Source organism: Kluyvera genomosp. 3 (assembly GCF_011765685.1).
Classification (GTDB): Bacteria; Pseudomonadota; Gammaproteobacteria; order Enterobacterales; family Enterobacteriaceae; genus Kluyvera; species Kluyvera georgiana_A.
Genome location: NZ_CP050321.1, coordinates 1,316,382 through 1,337,330 on the forward strand (window position 1 = coordinate 1,316,382; position 20,949 = coordinate 1,337,330).

General features: G+C 55.5%; 17 protein-coding genes. 7 read left to right on the forward strand and 10 right to left on the reverse strand.

The window, feature by feature from the left end:
• Nucleotides 1-258: 258 nt before the first annotated feature.
• Entirely contained in the window at nt 259-2,544 is a 2,286-nt protein-coding gene (locus GY169_RS06215; RefSeq protein ID WP_163446565.1) for an EAL domain-containing protein, read from the forward strand.
• On the opposite strand, the gene ppx is transcribed toward GY169_RS06215, so the two are convergent.
• From ppx to purM, 4 genes are all read right to left on the reverse strand, one after another.
• On the reverse strand, nt 2,497-4,044 hold the full coding sequence (gene ppx, locus GY169_RS06220; RefSeq protein WP_163446566.1) for an exopolyphosphatase: 1,548 nt from the start codon (nt 4,042-4,044) through the stop codon (nt 2,497-2,499). The genes GY169_RS06215 and ppx overlap by 48 nt on opposite strands.
• Nucleotides 4,045-4,047: 3 nt before the next feature.
• Nucleotides 4,048-6,108, reverse strand: coding sequence for a polyphosphate kinase 1 (gene ppk1, locus GY169_RS06225; RefSeq protein WP_167575255.1), 2,061 nt, complete (start codon nt 6,106-6,108; stop codon nt 4,048-4,050).
• A gap of 250 nt (nt 6,109-6,358) precedes the next feature.
• Entirely contained in the window at nt 6,359-7,000 is a 642-nt protein-coding gene (gene purN, locus GY169_RS06230) for a phosphoribosylglycinamide formyltransferase (protein ID WP_163446568.1), read from the reverse strand.
• Nucleotides 7,001-8,038, reverse strand: coding sequence for a phosphoribosylformylglycinamidine cyclo-ligase (purM, locus tag GY169_RS06235; protein WP_167575256.1), 1,038 nt, complete (start codon nt 8,036-8,038; stop codon nt 7,001-7,003).
• Between the two features lie 287 nt (nt 8,039-8,325).
• Between purM and bglK the strand changes: the two genes are divergently transcribed.
• From bglK to GY169_RS06260, 5 genes are all read left to right on the forward strand, one after another.
• Complete coding sequence (bglK, locus tag GY169_RS06240) at nt 8,326-9,216, forward strand: beta-glucoside kinase BglK (protein ID WP_163446570.1); 891 nt, start codon at nt 8,326-8,328, stop codon at nt 9,214-9,216.
• 12 nt (nt 9,217-9,228) lie between these two features.
• Nucleotides 9,229-10,659: a 6-phospho-beta-glucosidase gene (locus GY169_RS06245; RefSeq protein ID WP_163446571.1), complete on the forward strand. Its 1,431-nt coding sequence runs from the start codon at nt 9,229-9,231 to the stop codon at nt 10,657-10,659.
• A 186-nt stretch (nt 10,660-10,845) separates the two neighbouring features.
• Nucleotides 10,846-11,472 (forward strand): uracil phosphoribosyltransferase, encoded by a 627-nt coding sequence (gene upp / locus GY169_RS06250; protein ID WP_064543612.1) that lies wholly within the window; start codon nt 10,846-10,848, stop codon nt 11,470-11,472.
• 83 nt (nt 11,473-11,555) lie between these two features.
• Nucleotides 11,556-12,845, forward strand: coding sequence for a uracil permease (uraA, locus tag GY169_RS06255; protein ID WP_064543614.1), 1,290 nt, complete (start codon nt 11,556-11,558; stop codon nt 12,843-12,845).
• A gap of 96 nt (nt 12,846-12,941) precedes the next feature.
• A complete protein-coding gene (locus GY169_RS06260) occupies nt 12,942-13,643 on the forward strand; it encodes a DnaA inactivator Hda (RefSeq protein WP_074398749.1) in 702 nt (233 codons plus the stop codon).
• Here GY169_RS06260 and GY169_RS06265 read toward each other — a convergent pair.
• The 4 genes from GY169_RS06265 to celB form a co-directional block, all read right to left on the reverse strand.
• Nucleotides 13,640-13,978 carry an anti-adapter protein iraM gene (locus tag GY169_RS06265; protein WP_065355895.1) on the reverse strand — a complete coding sequence of 113 codons (339 nt, stop codon included), beginning with the start codon at nt 13,976-13,978 and terminating at the stop codon, nt 13,640-13,642. The two genes, GY169_RS06260 and GY169_RS06265, sit on opposite strands and share 4 nt — an antisense overlap.
• 241 nt (nt 13,979-14,219) lie before the next feature.
• Nucleotides 14,220-15,677: a leucyl aminopeptidase family protein gene (locus GY169_RS06270; RefSeq protein WP_167575257.1), complete on the reverse strand. Its 1,458-nt coding sequence runs from the start codon at nt 15,675-15,677 to the stop codon at nt 14,220-14,222.
• 3 nt (nt 15,678-15,680) lie between these two features.
• On the reverse strand, nt 15,681-16,634 hold the full coding sequence (locus tag GY169_RS06275) for a N(4)-(beta-N-acetylglucosaminyl)-L-asparaginase (RefSeq protein ID WP_163446573.1): 954 nt from the start codon (nt 16,632-16,634) through the stop codon (nt 15,681-15,683).
• Between the two features lie 6 nt (nt 16,635-16,640).
• Nucleotides 16,641-17,957, reverse strand: a complete 1,317-nt coding sequence (celB, locus tag GY169_RS06280) for a PTS cellobiose transporter subunit IIC (RefSeq protein ID WP_163446574.1) — start codon at nt 17,955-17,957, stop codon at nt 16,641-16,643.
• A 166-nt stretch (nt 17,958-18,123) separates the two neighbouring features.
• On the opposite strand from celB, the gene GY169_RS06285 reads away from it, so the two are divergent.
• On the forward strand, nt 18,124-18,981 hold the full coding sequence (locus GY169_RS06285; RefSeq protein WP_167575258.1) for a helix-turn-helix transcriptional regulator: 858 nt from the start codon (nt 18,124-18,126) through the stop codon (nt 18,979-18,981).
• Between the two features lie 6 nt (nt 18,982-18,987).
• On the opposite strand, the gene arsC is transcribed toward GY169_RS06285, so the two are convergent.
• Both arsC and bepA read right to left on the reverse strand, forming a co-directional pair.
• A complete protein-coding gene (arsC, locus tag GY169_RS06290) occupies nt 18,988-19,347 on the reverse strand; it encodes an arsenate reductase (glutaredoxin) (RefSeq protein WP_163446576.1) in 360 nt (119 codons plus the stop codon).
• An 11-nt stretch (nt 19,348-19,358) separates the two neighbouring features.
• Nucleotides 19,359-20,822 (reverse strand): beta-barrel assembly-enhancing protease, encoded by a 1,464-nt coding sequence (bepA, locus tag GY169_RS06295; RefSeq protein ID WP_163446577.1) that lies wholly within the window; start codon nt 20,820-20,822, stop codon nt 19,359-19,361.
• Nucleotides 20,823-20,949: the final 127 nt, after the last annotated feature.

The following is a 20,949-nucleotide window of genomic DNA, read 5'->3' on the forward strand; positions in this document are numbered from 1 at the left end:
TCAGACAAAACATTAATTAATGTTATATAAGATATTATACGTATTCACAAAGATAAATTAATAATTAGATAAACGGCAAAGAAAACGAAATTATTGTTTTTATGTACGCGGTTTCTTGACTCACATCAAACTTCATTCGTAGCTGATAACTAAAATTCTCGCTATACCCGCGCATTGCCTTCTTTCGCGGACGTTTAAGCCAGGTTGGATGCCTGTCTGAAAATACCCAGCAGGATTTGGGGTATCTATAGAGCATCTATGAATTTCTGTAAAATATATAAGCAATATCGCGATTGCTGGTGGGGTCTTCCGCTGATATTGCCACTCCTGATCTTGCCAATAATTAGACTTGCTAATACGTACACTTATGTTGGCGGCGGCAAGACCTACCTTTATTATCTGCCGATGCCGTTTCTGCTGTGTATGATGCTGTTTTTCGGCTGGAAAGCGTTGCCTGGGCTGATGGTTGGTATTGGCTGCTATCTCACGCGCGATCTGCATATGGTTGAAGAAATAGGCATCACGCTGCAGTTTCTGATCCCTACGCTGGTGGCATGGGGCGGCTATCAGTACTTCAACAGCGGGCGCAAAATGGTGTCGCATGGCGACACGCGACTCATGGCGCAGCGGTTGTTCTGGCAGATGTTTGTCCCGGCCACGCTGTTTATGTTGCTGCTCCAATTTACGCTGTATATCGGTATTTACCCGAGTTTCAGCGATGTACAATGGACCTCGCCGCTCACCCAGCGCAATTTGATCAACTACCAGTCGCTGCTGATGGGCTACCTGACCGGCGTGCCGTTATGTTATTTGCTGATTAGATTAATCCGCAACCCATACTATATTCGCTCCTTTATTTCGCAGGTGCGCCGGGACTTTGACCCAAAAGTGAAGTGGCCGGAAATGATAGTATGGAGCGGCTTCTTGCTGGGGATTTTCTCCTTGCTGATGAAGCCGCTGGACAGCGGCAGCACCATTTTCAGCACCAACTATACAATCTCTTTGCTGCTGCCCATTATGTTGTGGGGATCGATGCGCTTCGGCTACCGCTTTATTTCGGTGGTCTGGACGCTGCTGCTGATTGTGGCGATTCACTACCACTATCACTACGTGCCACACACCGCAGGTTACAGCGTACAGCTGGCAATTACCTCGTCCAGCTTTCTGGTGTTCTCGTTTATCATTGCTTATATGGCCATGCTCTCAAGCCGTCAGCGGGCCATTCACGAGCGGGTGCGACGGATGGCCTTTATCGATCCCGTGGTCAATCTGCCCAACATGCGCGCATTGAATCGGGCAATCGGCAAGACTCCATGGTCGGTACTGTGTTTCCTGCGTATGCCGGACCTGGAGGTACTCACGCGGCACTACGGTATTATGCTGCGTATCAACTACAAGCAGAATCTGGCGGAGTACCTGAGCGAGGTGCTGCGTCCTGGTGAAGGGGTGTACCAGCTGACCGGTAGCGACCTCGCCGTACTGCTGCATACGGAATCCTACAAAGAGCGCATTGAAGATCTCTATGCGCGTCTGAAGATGTTCCGCTATAGCTGGAACGGCATGCCGTTACAGCCGCAGATTGGCCTCAGCTACTGCTACATTCAATCGCCAGTATCACACCTTTCGCTGATGCTGGGCGAGCTGAATACGGTGGCCGAGCTGTCGCTGGTGACCGACCGCCCGGAAAACCTCCAGCGGCGCGGCGCGCAGCATTTACAGCAGGAGTTGAAGGACAAAATCGCCATGATGGTCCGCGTTCAGCAGGCGCTGGAGAACGACCGTTTCCGCCTGATGGCGCAGCCGATCGTCGGCATTCGCGGCGATGATTATCACGAAGTGCTGTTGCGTATGTTGGGCGATGATGATGATGAGTTGATCTCGCCAACGCTGTTCCTGCCAGTCGCCCACGAATTTGGTATGGCCTCGCGTATCGACCTGTGGGTACTGGAAAATACGCTGCGCTTTATGGCCAGCCGCCGGGCGACCAACCCGGGTATGCGGCTGGCGCTGAACCTGGCGCCATCAACGGCAAGCGGGCTAGGCTTTTCCAAACAGGTCGCGCTATTGCTGGAAGAGCATGGCATCGAAGCCTGGCAGTTGGTCTTTGAAATTACGGAAAGTCATTCATTGGTCAACGTTGAGCAGGCGCGTCGCACGCTGCGAGAGCTGCAGGAACTGGGCTGTCGGGTGGCGATAGATGATTTTGGTACCGGCTACGCCAGCTACGCCAGGCTTAAGCATATCAGCGCTGATATCCTCAAAATTGACGGCAGCTTTATCCGCAATATTGCTACCAGCAGTATGGACTATCAGATTGTGGCATCGATCTGCCATCTGGCGCGGATGAAGAAAATGCGCGTGGTGGCGGAATATGTGGAGAACGAAGAGATTCGTCAGGCGGCGATTGCGTTGGGTATTGATTACTTGCAGGGTTATAGCATTGGTAGGCCAGCTCCCCTTGAGGAGCTGGCGGCAGCGGAGTGCAAAAGCAGCGAATCAGGCCGCGACAACTTCGTCGGGCGCACGCTCCTCGGTGATTTTTAACAACCAGCCGGTGACGCTCTCCCAGTATTCCTGCTCTTTTTCCAAATCGAGCAGCACCAGCGCGTTCTGAGTAAACCAGTCGTGCGGGAAGCAGAGCGTCCAGTGGTTGGCTTCGGTCGTGAGCTTCAGCGTCGGCGGCGTGGTGGTTGCCTGACGCTGGTTGTTCAGCAGCACGCCCAGGCGTAGCAGCTGGATCATCGGCAGGAACTGCTTCTTCTTGAACAGGGTAAAGCGCGGCAGTTCGTCGAGCTTGATGGCTTTACGATGGAAGCGTACCAACGTCGCCATCAGGTACTGCTGCTCCTGATTGAACCCCGGTAGATCGCTATTTTGCAGAATGTAGGCGGAGTGGCGATGCATGCCGCTGTGATTAATATTCAGCCCCACTTCGTGCAGCATCGATGCCCATTTCAGCAGCGCGTTCAGCTGTGGGTTTCCCAGCTTCGGGTTTTGCTCCAGCCACTGATCGTACATTTGCATGGTGGTTTCGAGTACGCGCTGGGCCTGCTCGCGGTCGATATTGTACTGATTTGCCAGGCTTTGCGCGGTGCGGCTACGCACGTCCTGATGGCGGAAGCGGCCTTCCATCTCATACAGTACGCCTTCACGCAGCGCGCCGTCAGACAGACGCAGCTCCTTAATGGCCAGCGCGTCGAACACCCCACAAAGAATCGCCAGCCCCGGCACAAACACGCCTTTACGTTCTTCGGAAAGTCCCGGCAGGCTCAGGCTGCTGAAGTTCTTATACTTCAGCACTTCTTCCACCAGCTTCTCCAGGCGCTCAGGGGTGATGAAACCGTCTTTTTCGCCCATCTCGAGCAGCACTTCATGCGCGGCCTTAATGGTGCCGGAAGCGCCCATCGCCACGCTCCAGCCCTGGATGCGGAACTGCCATGCCAGCGTTTCCAGCTTTTGCACTGCCGCCATACGGGCGCGCTGGAAGTTCTCGCGGTTGATGGTTCCCGCCAGGAAGAACTGCTGGCCGAAACTCACGCACCCCATACGACGGCTTTCCACCAGCTTGGGTTCGAAATCTTCGCCAATCACCAGCTCCGTTGAGCCGCCGCCGATGTCGATGACCAGCTTGCGGCCTTTCTCCGGCTGTGTGTGCTCTACGCCCATGAAAATCAAACGGGCTTCTTCATTCCCGGAGATGATTTCAATCGGGTAGGGGATCACTTTTTCCGCGCGCTTGAGAAACTCGGTCGCGTTGGCGGCCTGACGTAACGAGTGCGTGCCCACGATACAGACGCTGGAAGGGGAGAAGCCTTGTAGTCGCTCGGCAAACAGCGACAGGCAGCTCAACCCGCGTTCCATGGCCTCTTCGCTCAGCATGTTGTTCTCATCCAGACCGTCAGCCAGATGAACGCGCTGTTTCAGGCGGCCGATGATCTGCATTGCTCCGTCGACGACGCGCGCAATGACCATGTGAAAACTGTTCGAACCAAGATCAACCGCCGCAAACTCCTGCGGCCGGGGTGCTTTGCTTTTTATTGGCATAGGTTAGTCAGGTTGTTCAAGTGATTTGATGTAATCGTAAATCGCCTGCTGCGAGCGGACCTTACGGCGGTTGCCGCGCGGAACATAGCGATTACTCAGTTCTTTATCAATAAAGCGGGCTTTCACCGTGTCGCTAAACAGAATATCGATAATATCGAGGATCCGTTGTTTGAGACGCGGATCGAGCAGCGGCGTCGCCACTTCAATACGGTAATCAATATTACGGGTCATCCAGTCAGCAGAGGAGAGATAAACGCGTTTATCGCCGCCGTTCTCAAAAATATAGATCCTGTCGTGCTCAAGGAAACGATCAACGATGCTGATCACACGAATATTTTCGCTGATCCCCTCTAATTCAGGAATCAAAGAACACATGCCGCGAATCAGCAGATTGACCTGTACGCCCGAACTGGAGGCCGCATACAGGCGATCGACCAGGCCTTTATCCACCAGGTTGTTGAGCTTGAGGGTGATCCCGGCTGCGATACTGTTCTGGGCGTTGGCGATCTCGCGGTCGATCATTTCGTACAACAGGCGGCGCGAGTTCTGCGGGGATACCAGCAGATAGTCGAAGCTCACCGGACGATAGGGGTTCTCAATAAAGTTAAACACCCGGCGCACTTCGTTGGTGATACGCGCGTCGGCGGTCAGCAGCGAGTAGTCGGTGTAAATACGCGCTGTTTTCTCGTTAAAGTTACCGGTGCCGATGTGGGCGTAACGCACCACATCATCGCCTTCTTTACGCGAGATGAGGAACAGTTTGGCGTGAATTTTCAGCCCCGGCGCGGAGAAGATGACATGAACGCCCGCTTCGGTGAGCCGCTTCGCCCAGTGAATGTTGGCCTCTTCGTCGAAGCGCGCCTGTAGCTCGACCACCACCGTCACTTTCTTACCGTTGTGCGCGGCGTGAATCATCGCATCGATGATGCGCGAATCTTTCGCCACGCGATAGATGTTGATTTTGATCGCCAGCACGCTCGGGTCGAAGGAGGCCTGACGCAGCAGTTCGAGCACGTGTTCAAACGTGTGGTACGGATAATAGAGCAGCACATCGCGCTCGCGAATGGCGTCAAAGCCGTTGCGGAACTTATCGAACCACAGGTGACGCAGGCGCGGCAGCGGTTTGTTGACCAGGTTGGCCTTACCGACGTTCGGGAAGCCGATAAAGTCCTTAAAGTTGTGGTAGCGGCCGCCCGGCACGATTGAGTCGTAGCGGGAGATGGTCAGCTTTTTGCGCAGCATTTCGACCATCGCATCCGGCATGTCGCGCTGATAAACAAAGCGCACCGGTTCGGCGGTGAGGCGCTGCTTGAGGCTGGAGGACATCAGCTCCATCAGGCTCGATTCCATTTCGTGCACCAGATCGTACTCGGCATCACGGGTCATTTTCATCGAGTAGGCGTTGAGAGCATCGTAGTCGAAGAAGCCTTTGAAGATGTCGTCAAGGCAATAGCGCAGGATGTTATCCAGCAGAATCATTGGTTTGCGGCGACGTGGCGTCTCCGGCGGCAGATTAACGAAGCGCGGAACCTTATCAGAAGGAATTTCCAGCAGCGCGTAGTTGATCTCTTCGCCACGGATAATTTCCACCGCCAGATAGGTGTAATCGTCTTTCAGGAACTGCACCAGGTCGGTTTCGCGGTTCAGCAGAATCGGCGTGATGTGCTGGCGCAGGTGCTGCTTAAAGTAGTGACGCAGCCAGCCCTGTTGATTGACGGACAGCTGGCGTTCGTTAATCAGGAAGATCTGGTTTCGCGCCATCTCCAGCAGCAGTTCGTTGTACAGTCCATCGAACTCCTGGTCGGCTTTCAGCACCCGGGCCTGGATTTTACTCAGCAGGTGGCGGGAATGTGTGGTCACGCCCTGTTCTTCGCTGATGATGATGCGACGCTTCAGTTCCGCAAAGCGGACCTTATAAAATTCGTCGAGGTTGTTGGAGTAGATCCCCAGAAAACGCATGCGCTCAATCAGCGGGTTGCTTTTATCTGCCGCTTCCTGAAGGACGCGCTCGTTGAAGGACAACCAGCTCAGTTCTTTTTCGATGTACAGTTTTTCCTGACCCATTACTACTCACACTCCGGTTAATTCACGGGACGCGGCAAAGTCGTCTCACCGTTTATATTGCTAGCTTTGCCGGGTTATGTCCAACTGTGTCATCTTAGTATGACAGTTATCCGGTTTTGCCTAAGAAATTATTCGCTATCCGTTTTGATATGTAAGCTTTTTTTAGCCTTTCTTCGTACCTGTGGTACGGATAAAAAGGCATAAAAAAGAGGGCCATAAAGGCCCCCTCATTGTGCGTATCGACGTGATATCACTCTTCCGCCGCGTAGCCTGCGGGCGGCAGCTGTACGCCATCAAGCCAGGCGTGATTATCCTGCATCTTCAGGCGGCCATCGAGAAACCAGCCCACCACCAGCGGGTAGATAGCATGTTCCTGAACCTGCACGCGTGAAGTGATTTCCGCTTCGTCATCACCGTCAAAAACCGGTACCTTGGCCTGCAATATGACCGGCCCTCCGTCCAGCTCTTCGGTCACGAAGTGCACGGAAGTGCCGTGTTCCGCATCGCCGTTATCCAGCGCCTGACGATGGGTGTTCAGGCCGGGATATTTCGGCAGCAGGGAAGGGTGGATGTTGAGCAGTTTGCCCCGATAGTGCTGTACGAATTCAGCGCTCAGGATGCGCATGTACCCCGCCAGCACCACGACATCCGGCGCGTAGGCGTCAATCTCGTGCATCAGCTCGCGGTCGAACGCCTCGCGGCTGGCGAACTGGCTGGCAGACAGGGCATGCTGAGGAATACCCGCAGAGCGTGCGCGCTCAAGGCCGAAGGCGTCGGCCTTATTGCTGAATACTGCCCGGATGGTGCCATGAATCCTTTTCTGCTCACAGGCATCAATGATGGCCTGTAAGTTGCTGCCGTTGCCGGAAATCAGCACCACGATATTTTTCATTTACTCGATGACCACACGCTGTTCGGAATCCGTGGCTTTGATATAGCCGATTTTCCACGCGGTTTCACCTTTTTCGTTCATCAGGGCGATGGCTTTATCGGCCTGGTCCGCCGCCAGGGCGATCACCATGCCGACGCCGCAGTTAAAGGTGCGGTACATTTCGTGGCGGCTGACGTTACCGGCATCCTGCATCCAGTTGAACACCGCTGGCCACTGCCAGGAGGACTCGTCGATCACCGCCTGGGTGTTGTCCGGCAGTACGCGCGGGATGTTTTCCCAGAAGCCGCCGCCGGTCAGGTGGGCGATGGCGTGAACGTCGACGTTCGCAATCAGTTCAAGAATGGATTTCACGTAAATGCGGGTCGGCGCCAGCAGATGGTCGGCCAGAGTTTTGCCTTCCAGCATGGTGGTGTCCGGGTTGCAGCCGCTGACTTCAACAATTTTGCGCACCAGCGAGTAGCCGTTGGAGTGCGGGCCGCTGGAGCCCAGCGCGATCAGCACGTCGCCATCGGTGACTTTGCTGCCGTCGATGATTTCAGATTTTTCTACCACGCCCACGCAGAAACCCGCTACGTCGTAATCTTCGCCGTGGTACATGCCCGGCATTTCAGCGGTTTCACCGCCGACCAGCGCACAGCCGGACTGCAGGCAGCCTTCGGCGATGCCGTTGATCACGCTTGCCGCCGTGTCGACGTCCAGCTTGCCGGTGGCGTAATAGTCGAGGAAGAACAGCGGCTCGGCGCCCTGAACCACCAGGTCGTTGACGCACATGGCGACCAGGTCAATGCCGATGGTGTCATGACGTTTTAAATCCATCGCTAAACGTAACTTCGTGCCAACGCCGTCAGTGCCAGACACCAGCACCGGTTCACGATATTTTTGCGGCAGCGCACACAAGGCACCGAAACCGCCTAGTCCACCCATCACTTCCGGACGGCGCGTTTTCTTCACCACCCCTTTGATACGGTCAACCAGAGCGTTTCCTGCGTCAATATCAACACCGGCATCTTTATAGCTGAGAGAGGTTTTGTCGGTCACTGCAAGTCTCCACGCATTTGCGATAGCAAGAAAAATCGGCGCAATTCTATCAGTCCAGGCAAACGTTTGCGAGCCTATTCTGCACCCAATTTTTCGCCTGCGTATTTTGCTGCGATTCCATCATTAAATTGGTCAAATATGATACTGCTCACGAAAATGAAACCGGGTACACCCTTGTCCTTGCATCCTCTCTGATGAATCCACATCATAGTAATGAAACCGGTTTCTGTTTTTGTTGCATAGCGCCCGGTAAGCGATCTGAAAATGGCCAGAAGGGATTGAATGGAATGAAAATTGCTGCCTTTGATATTGGGGGTACGGCGTTAAAAATGGGGGTGGTCGCCGACAGCGGCGAGCTGCTGGAAAAGGGAAAACAGCCTATCACTGACAGCGATGGCGAGCAGATTCTCGCGGCGATAGCAGGCTGGATCACCGCCCATCCCGAATGTGAAGGCGTCGCCATCAGCGCGCCTGGCTACGTTAACCCGCATACCGGCTATATCGAAATGGGCGGCGCGATTCGCCGCTTCGACAACTTTGCCATTAAAGACTGGCTGGAGGAGCGCACCGGGCTGCCCGTCGCTATCGAAAATGACGCCAACTGTGTGTTATTGGCCGAGCGTTGGCAGGGCAAAGGGGCCGAACTGTCCGATTTTCTGGTGCTGACCATCGGTACCGGCATCGGCGGCGCCATTTTCTGCAACAATCAGCTGGTGCACGGCGCGCGTTTTCGCGCTGGCGAATTCGGTTATATGCAAACTTCACGTCCCGGCTCTCGCGACGTACGCCGCTACTCCATGAACGAAAACTGTACCCTGCGCGTACTTCGCTATCGCTATGCGCAGCATCTTGGCAAAACGCTGGAAGAGGTCACCGGCGAGGAAATTTTCGACCGCTTCGACGCGGGCGATGTCGTCTGCCAGCGCCTGGTCGCCGAATTTTTCAACGGCCTGGGCACTGGCCTCTATAACCTGGTGAACCTGTTCGACCCGCAGACGATTCTCATCGGCGGCGGCATTGTTGAACGTCCCGGTTTCCTGGCGCTGATGCGCGAGCACCTTGCCTGGTTTGGCATTGCCGACTACATCGATACCGTCAGCCACGGCAACGACGCCGGGCTTATTGGCGCGGTTTACCATTTCAATCAGCACTATTCGCAGCGACAACTTACTGATTAACGAGGGAAAGATATGTCTGGATTTAAAGCTGGGTTTCTCTGGGGCGGCGCGGTCGCAGCACATCAACTGGAAGGCGGCTGGAAAGAGGGCGGCAAGGGGGTAAGCGTCGCGGACGTGATGACCGCGGGTGCGCACGGCGTGCCGCGTGAAATAACCGACGGCGTGCTGCCGGGGAAAAATTACCCCAACCATGAAGCCATCGACTTTTACCATCGTTATAAAGACGACCTGAAGCTATTCGCTGAGATGGGCTATAAATGCTTCCGTACCTCTATTGCCTGGACGCGTATTTTCCCGAATGGCGACGAGTTGACGCCAAACGAAGCGGGCCTGCAGTTCTATGACGACCTGTTCGATGAGTGCCTGAAGCTGGGGATTGAGCCGGTTATCACGCTGTCGCACTTTGAGATGCCGTATCACCTCGTCACGGAGTACGGCGGCTGGCGCAACCGTAAGCTGATTGAATTCTTTGTCCGCTTCGCCAAAGTGGTGTTTACCCGTTACCAGCACAAAGTGAAGTACTGGATGACGTTTAATGAAATCAACAACCAGGCCAACTACCACGAAGATTTCGCACCGTTTACCAACTCTGGCCTGAAGTACCAGCCGGGTGAGGATCGCGAGCCGGTGATGTACCAGGCGGCACACTACGAGCTGGTGGCCAGCGCCCTGGCGGTGAAGGCGGCGCGTGAAATCAACCCGGCGCTGCAAATTGGCTGCATGATCGCCATGTGTCCTATCTATCCGCTGACCTGCGCGCCGAACGACATGATGATGGCAATGAACGCCATGCATCGCCGCTACTGGTTTACCGACGTGCACGTGCGCGGTAAGTATCCGCAGCACCTGCTGAACTACTTCCAGCGTCGCGGTTTTGCGCTGGATATCACCGATGAAGACCGTCAGGCGCTCACTGAGGGCTGCGTCGACTACATCGGCTTTAGCTACTATATGTCGTTTGCCACCAAGGCCACCGAAGATAACCCGCAGCTCGACTACGACGAAACCACCAGCCTGGTTTCCAACCCGTACGTGCAGAAGTCCGACTGGGGCTGGCAGATTGACCCGGTGGGCCTGCGCTACTCGCTGAACTGGTTCTACGATCACTATCAGCTGCCGCTGTTTATCGTGGAGAACGGCTTTGGCGCCATCGACGTGCTGGAGAGCGACGGTACGGTGAACGACCAGTATCGTATCGACTATCTCTCCGCGCATATCGCTGAAATGAAAAAAGCGGTCGTGGAAGATGGCGTGGATCTGATGGGCTACACCCCGTGGGGCTGTATCGACCTGGTATCCGCCGGCACCGGCGAGATGAAAAAGCGCTATGGCTTTATCTATGTCGACAAAGACAACGAAGGCAACGGTACGCTGGCGCGCAGTCGTAAAAAATCTTTTGCCTGGTATCAAAAGGTGATTGCAACCAACGGCAGCGAGCTTTAACTCGCTGAATAGATAAAATAAAACCCCGCTCGTCGGGGTTTATTTTTATCCTGTCTTATACTGACAGATGCGCCATTCGCCGCTTTGCTTGATCCTGGTCAATCATCATAGGTATGGCGCAGCCGAAAAAAAGCGGTATAATCCCGCGATTTTTTTTGTGGCTGCCCCATCTAAAGGAGAAAGAGAATGAAGATTGTGGAAGTTAAACACCCACTCGTCAAACACAAGCTGGGCCTGATGCGTGAGAACGACATTAGCACCAAACGCTTCCGTGAACTCGCCTCCGAAGTCGGTAGCCTGCTGACTTATGAAGCCACTGCCGGTCTGGAAACGGAAAAGGTGACTATCGAAGGCTGGAACGGCCCGGTAGAAATCGACCAGATCAAAGGTAAGAAAATTACCGTCGTGCCAATCCTGCGTGCAGGCTTGGGGATGATGGATGGCGTACTGGAAAACGTCCCAAGCGCGCGTATCAGCGTGGTGGGTATGTACCGTGACGAAGAGACGCTGGAGCCGGTACCGTACTTCCAGAAGCTGGTTTCCAACATTGATGAGCGTATGGCGCTGATCGTTGACCCAATGCTCGCGACCGGCGGTTCCGTTATCGCCACTATCGACCTGCTGAAAAAAGCGGGCTGCTCCAGCATCAAGGTGCTGGTGCTGGTTGCTGCGCCGGAAGGTATCGCGGCGCTGGAGAAAGCGCATCCGGACATCGAGCTGTACACCGCATCGATCGACCAGGGGCTGAATGAGCAGGGATACATCATCCCGGGCCTCGGCGATGCCGGCGATAAGATTTTTGGTACCAAGTAAACGAAAAAATAAAAAGAGCCGACTTTGATAGTCGGCTTTTTTTTGAATAAAAAACCCAGACTAATAACACAGAGGAAAACACAATGACGCGCCGCGCAATTGGGGTAAGTGAGAGACCACCGCTTTTACAGACCATCCCGCTTAGTTTGCAGCATTTATTCGCCATGTTTGGCGCAACCGTGCTGGTGCCCGTGCTGTTCCACATTAACCCAGCCACCGTGCTGCTGTTCAACGGCATCGGCACGCTGCTGTACCTCTTTATCTGTAAAGGGAAAATCCCGGCCTACCTCGGGTCGAGCTTTGCCTTTATTTCTCCGGTGCTGCTGCTGCTGCCGCTAGGTTATGAAGTGGCGTTGGGCGGCTTTATTATGTGCGGCGTGTTGTTCTGCCTGGTCTCTTTCATTGTGAAGAAAGCGGGTACCGGCTGGCTGGACGTGATGTTCCCGCCGGCGGCGATGGGCGCAATCGTTGCCGTCATCGGTCTTGAGCTGGCGGGCGTAGCGGCCAACATGGCAGGCCTACTGCCGCCGGATGGCCAGTCAGCGGATACCAAAACCATTATTATTTCCCTGGTGACGCTCGGCGTGACCGTATTCGGCTCCGTGCTGTTCCGCGGCTTCCTGGCGATTATCCCGATTCTGATCGGCGTGCTGGTCGGTTATGCGCTGTCCTTCGTGATGGGCGTAGTGGATACCACGCCGATTGCGCAGGCGCACTGGTTCGCGCTGCCAACCTTCTATACCCCGCGTTTCGAATGGTTCGCTATCTTCACTATTTTACCGGCGGCGCTGGTGGTGATTGCCGAGCACGTCGGTCACCTGGTGGTGACGGCGAACATCGTCAAAAAAGATCTGATTCGCGACCCGGGCCTGCATCGCTCAATGTTTGCCAACGGTCTGTCGACGGTGATTTCTGGTTTCTTCGGTTCTACCCCGAACACCACTTACGGTGAAAACATCGGCGTGATGGCGATTACCCGCGTGTACAGCACCTGGGTTATCGGCGGCGCGGCGATTATTGCGATTCTGCTCTCCTGCGTCGGCAAACTGGCGGCGGCCATTCAGATTATCCCGCTGCCGGTGATGGGTGGCGTGTCTCTGCTGCTGTACGGGGTGATCGGCGCATCCGGTATCCGCGTGCTGATCGAATCGAAAGTGGATTACAGCAAAGCACAGAACCTGATCCTCACCTCCGTGATTCTGATCATTGGCGTCAGCGGCGCGAAAGTACACATTGGCGCGGCCGAGCTGAAAGGTATGGCGCTGGCGACGATCGTCGGTATCTGCCTGAGCCTGGTCTTTAAACTTATCAGCGTACTGCGCCCGGAAGAAGTGGTGCTGGACGCCGCGGACAGCGACGAAGCGAAGTCGTGATCCGCAAACCGGGCGGGATCGCCGCCCGGTTCTCTCATCCGTTATTTCTGTGGTAAACTCTTCACGTTTTTTCGTAAGCCCATGTTGAGGTCTCCTCTGAACGCACCGGCACAGCTTTCTTTGCCACTTTATCTTCCCGACGACGAAACCTTTGCGAGTTTCTTCCCGGGCGATAACCCTTCTTTACTTGCCGCACTGCAAAATGTGCTGCGGCAGGAACATAGCGGATACATCTATATCTGGGCGCGCGAAGGCGCCGGGCGCAGCCATTTGCTGCACGCGGCTTGTGCCGAACTCTCTCAGCGCGGCGACGCGGTTGGCTATGTTCCGCTGGATAAACGCACCTGGTTTGTACCGGAAGTGCTGGAAGGAATGGAGCAGCTCTCGCTGGTCTGTATCGATAATATCGAGTGCGTGGCGGGAGACGAACCGTGGGAGATGGCGATCTTCAACCTGTATAACCGCATTCTGGAATCCGGCAATACGCGCCTGCTGATCACCGGCGATCGTCCGCCGCGCCAGCTGAATTTGGGCCTGCCGGATCTCGCCTCGCGCCTTGATTGGGGGCAAATCTACAAGCTGCAGCCGCTCTCGGACGAAGACAAGCTCCAGGCCTTGCAGCTGCGTGCCCGTCTGCGCGGTTTTGAAATGCCGGACGATGTCTGCCGCTTTATGCTCAAGCGCCTGGACAGGGAGATGCGAACGTTATTCCAGACCTTGGATCAGCTCGATCATGCCTCCATCACCGCCCAGCGTAAGCTGACCATCCCGTTTGTAAAAGAAATTCTGAAACTCTAGGTTTCCTGCGCGCCGTAAGGGCAAAGCTGGAAAGCGCATACCGTCTGGCGCGGACAGCGCCGGAGCTCCGGCATTTCATTGCCGGGGCAAAGCGTGCGTTGTTTGAAATAATCCCACAGCGAAAGGCTATACGGGAACGCGTGCAGCACCTGAATTTTCCTGACTTTCCCGTTCACAACCATGCCAAACGGCGTGCTGTCCATCACCGAACCCTGACGTAAAAAGTAGTCACCTTTACACCAGAGAATCATCTGTAGGTTTTTGGCGCTGACGGCCAGACTATACATGGTCCCGGTATCAGGGCAGACAATGAATTTCTGAATATTCCAGTTCATTTTGCTCCTTATCATCAGGTTTTTTCGTTGTGTAAACGCAGAATTACCGATGTGAGTTGAACTGTCACCTCAGTTTAAATAGTTTTTAAAAACATGGTGTTATATATAAAAACTGAACGTTTATGACAAACGTTATCAGCGGTAGGCGCTATGTCAGTGCGGCTCGGAGAGAAAGCTGATAGTTAAGCTGAGCTTATCAGAAGGAAATGCCCGGCGTCGCGATGCTCGGCCGGGCGGGGGATTAACTGTTGAGGGACAAATCGTTGAGCAAATGCTGCATCAGCAGCGGAATTGGCCTGCCCGATGCCACGCTTTTGCCGCCTTCACGCCACAGCGCCGTCCCGCTGACGTCAAGATGTGCCCACGGAATATCCGCAGGACAGAAGTGATGCAGCAGCCAGGCGGCAGAAGCGCTGATCGCCGCGTTGTTGGTCGGCGTGTTGCACAGATCGGCAATCGCGCTCTCGGTTTGCTTTTTCAACCGCGCATCGAGCGGCAGCGACCACACTTCATCACCGCTCTGTTCACCGGCCAGGGTTAACGCTGAGCGCAGTGCCTTATCCTGGGTCATCAGCCCGCTCAGCTCATAGCCCAGCGCTTTGACTACTGCGCCGGTAAGGGTGGCTAAGTCGATGATATAACGCGTTTGTGCATGGCGCTGGCTGGCCCAGGCAATGGCGTCCGAGAGCACCAGACGGCCTTCGGCATCGGTGTTGTTGATCTCCACCGTCATGCCGTTGCAGGCGCGCGCCACGCTACCCGGCTGCATAGCGTCCGGGCCGATAGCGTTTTCCGCCAGCGCCAGCACGCCCATCACCCGCACCGGTAACGCCAGCTCGGCGATGCTTAGCATCAAGCCCAGGACGTTGGCTGCGCCGCACATGTCGTATTTCATCGTATACATGCCCGCGCCGTCTTTCAGCCACAGACCGCCGGTGTCGAAGGTGATGCCTTTGCCGACGTAGCTGCGTACCGGGCCATGGCTCGCCCCTTCATAGTGAATCGCCAGCAGGCGCGGCGGACGACTGGCCCCTTTGCCTACCGCGTGCAGCAGACCCAGACCTTGCTCGATAATCGCTTGCTCATCCAAAACCTCACAGCGCAGCGCAGGGAAGGCCGCGCACAGGCGCTGCGCTTCTTCCACCACAAACTGCGGTGTGCATTGCTCGGAGGGAATATCCGCCAGGCGGCGGGCGGCAACCATCCCGTTGGCGATGGCCTGCTGTTGCTTAAACAGCGGCTCAAGGCGCGCCAGTTCGTTATCTGAGCAGTAGGCATGAATATGGGTCAGACGCGTATCGTTTTGCGCCGTGGTTTTCAGCCCGAGATCCGTCAGCCGGTGCTGCTGGTTAAACAGGAAGCGCAGGGTTTTCGCCAGTACCGTGTCGTGAATTTGCGTACAATCCAGCAGTACCTCGCGGCACATCGGTGAAGCAAACAGCGGGCGCAGAAAAGTGAGCAGTGAATCGGTCAGATTGTCCTGCCAGGCGCTTTGCGGCACCAGCGTGATACGGGCGAACGGCCCGCAACCGAAACAGGTATCCGCCAGTTTTCCCTGAGCGGCGCGCGCCGTCATCTCGGCAATCAGCGGGTTATTACGTAGCGCATCCTGCTGGAGCAAGGGGCTATCGGGTCTGGTGATAAGATGACACTGTTCCTGTTCGCTGGGCAGCGCCGTGACTAATCGGTAGTGAATCATCGTTTACTCCTCAATGGGCGCGCGAATGCGATCGGCATAGGCCTGCATCCAGGCGTCGTCCACCGGCTGATAATGGGTTTTCTCTTTGACGCGTTCGGCGCGGAACACCGTGAGCGGCTGGGTAGCGGTCGCGACCACGAAAGAGAAGGTTTTGATGTTGGTCGCGGCACCGAACTCGCCTTTGCGGTTCATACAGACCACGGAGAGATCCCCCGCGCGGCCAAAGCGCGACATCAGCTTATCTTCCAGTTCGTAAACCACGGAATCAGCCGCCTGCTGCGGCGTCATTCCCTGTTCCATACGGCGGACGATTTCATAGCTGGTGCAGCCTTTCATGAGATCTTCGCCCACGCCGGTGGCGGTAGCCGCTCCAATCTGACTGTCGCAGTAGAAGCCAGAGCCGATAATTGGCGAGTCGCCAATCCGCCCGCGTTTTTTCATAAACAGGCCGCTGGTCGAGGTGGCGACGCTCATTGACCCTTTTTTATCGAGAGCAATCACGCCGACGGTGTCGTGGCCATCGTAGGGGCTTAACCCTTTATCCAGCGTTTCGCGACAGCGCTTGCGGTAGTGCTGCATCGCGCGTTCGGTGAGCATCTTTTTCTCGGCGAAACCCTGGCTCAGCGCCCATTCGCGCGCCCCCTGGCCGACCAGCAGCGAGTTATAACGCTGGCGGCCCAGGGCCTGGGCGACTTTAACCGGGTTGGCGATGTCGACCAGATTGCCTACGGCACCAAAGGCCAGGGTGTCGCCGTCCATCCAGGCCGCGTCCAGCTCAACCTCGCCGTTCTCGGTGGGCAGGCCGCCATAGCCCACCGATTTATAGAACGGAAAATCCTCTACCGCGACCACGGCATCCACGACGGACGTTGTTGCTGCGCTGCCAGCCGCCAGCGCAGAAGCTGACTCGCCTACGCCTTCCAGCGCCATGCGCCAGGTTGCAATAATTCCCCACATCCTTTGCTACTCCTGTTTTGCTAGCGTGCCGGATTCCTCAACGGCACTGATTTCCGCATTGCGGTACTGCTTGTCGACGATGCGCATAAACGGCAGGTACAGCATCGCGCCAATCAGCAGGTTAATAATTTGCATCACGCTGCCGGAAATATGCCCGGTGACGATAAATCCGCTAATGACCGGCGGCAGCGTCCACGGGATAAACACCCCGGTAGTGACCGCAACCGCACCGATTTTCATCGCCAGATACTGGATGGTCACCAGCACCAGCGGTACCAGGTTGAACGGAATCAGCATGATTGGGTTCATGATCACCGGCAGGCCAAACAGCACCGGTTCATTGATATTAAAGATGGAAGCCCCCGCGCCCAGACGCGCCACTTCGCGCATGTTTTTACTGCGGGCGAAAATCAGCATTGCGATGACCAGCGACAGCGTGGCTCCGGCGCCACCCATCCAGATCATGTCGAAGAACTGTTCGGTAATAATATGCGGCGGCGTGACGCCCGCCTGAATGGCGGCGATGTTGTCGGTCTGGTTTTCCATCCACAGCGGACGGATGATGCCGTTGACCATGGAACCGGAGTTAATCCCCACCGACCACAGAATCGTGATGCTGAATACCGTCATCAGCGCGCCAAAGTAGGAGGTGCCGAAATGACGAACCGGGGTGGCGACGACGTCGTAAATAAATTGGTGAATGGTGTTGTAGTGGGTGTTTTCAAAGCCGATGCGGATAGCCAGCACCAGAATCATCACCACCAGCGCGGGGATCAGCGCGGCAAAAGATTCCTGCACCGCGGGCGGTACCCCTTCGGGCATTTTGATCACCAGCTTTTTGCGCTTCAGCCAGCAGAACAGCTCCGTCCATAGCAGCGAGCCAATCATGGCGACGAACAGCCCTTTGGTGCCAATCCATTCTACCGGCATCACGGTAATGCCGCCGTTCTCGGCGACCTTAATAAACGGTGTCAGGATCAGGAAGCACACCAGCGCGAGGATGCCGCTGGAGATTTTGTCATCGCCATAGTGCTCCGCCAGACGGTAGGCAACGAGGAAGCTAATAAACAGCGACATGGTGGAGAAGACCGCGTTAAACGGAATCTCGATAATGGCGCTCCAGCTGGCGCCAAAAGTGCTGGACATAAACTGCTGATAGCTCTGATTCGGGAACGACGAGATAACCAGCAGGATAGAGCCGACGATAATGAACGGCATAAAGGAAACATATGCGCCGCGGATGGCGCCGAGATGACGTTGCTGTGCGGTTTTCGCCGCAATCGGCATCAATTTCTCTTCTAAAAATCCCAGAACATTGTTCATTGTGAACTCCGTATAAGATTAACGGACATTGTGTGTGTTATGTAATAGAAAACGACGAGGGGATTATCGGAGAAAGGTGGGGGCAGAAAGGTGAATCGGGTCACAATGCATCGACTTAACCCATATAAATCTCATATGATTAGTTACTTATTTTTTAAGGAATGCCATGGAAATTAAGCTGCACGCTAATGCGACGACGACGCCTCGTATCCGCAAATATCTCCAGGAATCGAATAAAAGTGACCGTGAACTGGCAGTTGAGCTGGGTATTTCCGTGACGACGGTTCGCCGTTGGCGTAATCGCGAGCAGACGGCAGATCGAAGTACGATGCCAAAGGTTGTACACAAAGCGATGAGACAAGAACAGATTGTATTGATTAACGCCCTGCGTGAAATTCTTAGCGCGCCGTTGGACGATCTGCTGTTTATCGTGGTGGAAGGTTTAGGCATTCCGCTGTCACGGGCAACGCTCAGTCGTTATCTGGCGCCATCTTATTCGAAAGCGACTGAACAGGCGCTACAGGGTAAGAAGGCGCTCAAGGCGGGAATGCGGCCGCAGACGCTAACGCTGCACTACCGCGCGTTGACGCTGCATATGGATGATGATGGCGATCATCACCTGCTGTGGGCGCAGGAGCCGGTGAGCGGTTGGTGCACGGCGCGGATCTACTCGGGGATGTCGTCGCCGCTGGTGATTCACTGGCTGGATGAGGTGCTGGCGCAGTTCCCGGGTGATATCCAATCTGTTGAGATTAAAAGTGACGAGTGGCTGAATGATGCATATATCGCCACGCTGCGCCAGCATCTGGCTGAGCGAGGAATAAACGCCAGCGTCATGCCCTCGGGCGAAAAACGGCAGGCGGTCACGGTAACCTCACCGTTGGCAGAGATTATTCCAGCGGCAAGCATCTACACGCCGGATGAGCTGGCGTGCAGGTTGTGTGGGTTATTTAACGGCGGGAAACAACAGAAAAAGCTGGGGAATATGACGCCGCAGGCTTTTCTGGAAGCGCTGCGGCCTTAAGGCGAATTAGCCCACAATCTCCAACACCTGCTCCGGCGGGCGGCCAATGCGCGCCTGGCCGTTTTTGACGACGATAGGGCGCTCAATCAGCTTCGGGTTCTCAACCATCGCCTGGATAAGCTGCTCTTCGCTAAGCTGGCTATCGGCGAGGTTCAGCGTTTTATAGAGATCTTCTTTCTGCCGCATCAGCTCGCGGGCGCTGCTGAGGCCAAGCATCTTAATTAGCTTAGCCAGGGTTGCGGCGTCTGGCGGCGTGTCGAGGTAAAGCACGACGTTAGGGTCAATGCCGTTATCTTTCAGCAGGCTCAAGGTCTCGCGGCTCTTTGAGCAGCGCGGGTTGTGGTAAATCGTGACCGAATCCGTCATCGTCTCTCCTGTTACATTTTCTGATAAGGGCGGAAGCGCTCCTGCAGCTCTCGCAGCTGGTCGATGCGCGCATCGTAGCGCGCCTGCTGCAGGCTGCGTAATTTCACCTGCGCGCTGGCGGCGCTCAACAGGGAAATTGCCTGGTCGAGCCGACCGACCAGCGCCATATTTTCGGCGCGTGCGGCCAGCTCCTGGTCGCGGTTGCCGAGCTTCGCTTCCGCCTGGGCCAGCAGATCCCAGCCGTTGGTATCATCTTTGTTATTAAAGGTGTAGCGGTTAAGAATGGTGGCCGCTTCGCCAGCTTGCCCGCCTTCTAACAGGGCGTTAGCCAGGTTAAGCTGGAGGACCGGGTTAGTACGCAGTTCGCGGGCATTTTTCAGCCGGCTAATTGCCTCGTTGGTTTTGTTCTGGCCAAGGTCGATATCGGTGGCCAGGTCCAGGAACCAGGCGTTTTGGCCGTCAGCGCTCAGCAGCGGCTGGAGCAGCTTGCTGGCTTCGGCGTAATTTTTGGCTTCCATGGCCAACAGCGCACGACCGTACTGGGCGGCGTGTTGTTCGCGCACGTTGCCTTTCGACCAGCTGTCGAGCAGGTCGCTGCCGAGCTGGTTTTGCCCGTTGTTGTACATGCCAAGCGTACGCGCTTTAGCAAAGTAGAAGTCGGCGGAAGACTGTACCACCACCGGACGCATCTGGTTGGCGCGGTTACGCGCATCGGACAGACGGCTCTCGGGTAAGGGGTGGGTTAACAGCATTTCCGGCGGACGTGAGGAGTAGCGTGACTGATCGAGCAGCTTCTCCATAAATGCAGGCATGGCCTGCGGGTCGAAGCCGGCGCGCTGAAGTACCTGAATACCGATGCGGTCAGCTTCTTCTTCGTTCTGGCGGGTAAAGCTGATCATGCCCTGTTGGGTGCCGGCTAAGGTACCGCTCAGCGCCGCCATCCCGGCCTGCGGGCTGGCCATCGCCAACAGAATAGAACCGAGTGCGCCGACCCACGTCAGCGGAGCATTGCGTTTTTGATCTTCCATCGCGCGCGCCAGGTGGCGTTGGGTGACGTGGGAGATTTCGTGCGCCATGACCGACGCCAGTTGGCTTTCGTTATCTGAGTAGCGGAACAGCGCCGAGTGCAGCACCACATTGCCGCCGAAGAAGGCGAAGGCGTTAATGTCGTCGTTATTGATCAGATAAAAATGGAACGGGGTGCGCACGGAAAAAGCGTGCGAGACCAGCCGCATACCCAGTGAGTTAATGTACTGCACCAGCAGCGGATCGTTAATCAGCGGCGCGCTTCCGCGCAGTTGTCTAACATAGTAATCCCCCATCTGCATCTCCTGACCAATGGAGAGCGTGCTTCCTGCGGATGTACCCATATCCGGCAGATTATCCGTTGTGTCCGCGAAGGCGGGGGCAATCTGGCCGAAAGCGAGCGTCGCAATAAGGGATGCCAACAGCGTTTTTTTCAACTGCCTGAACATAACCTCTGTCCTGTAATGTGGGATGTGCCTGTTTTGACCAACAGCATAATGTTACGTTCCATTATGGGCTACTTTGGCAGTGTATCTATCTGATCACGGGTTGAAAACGATAATCACCAGATTGCAG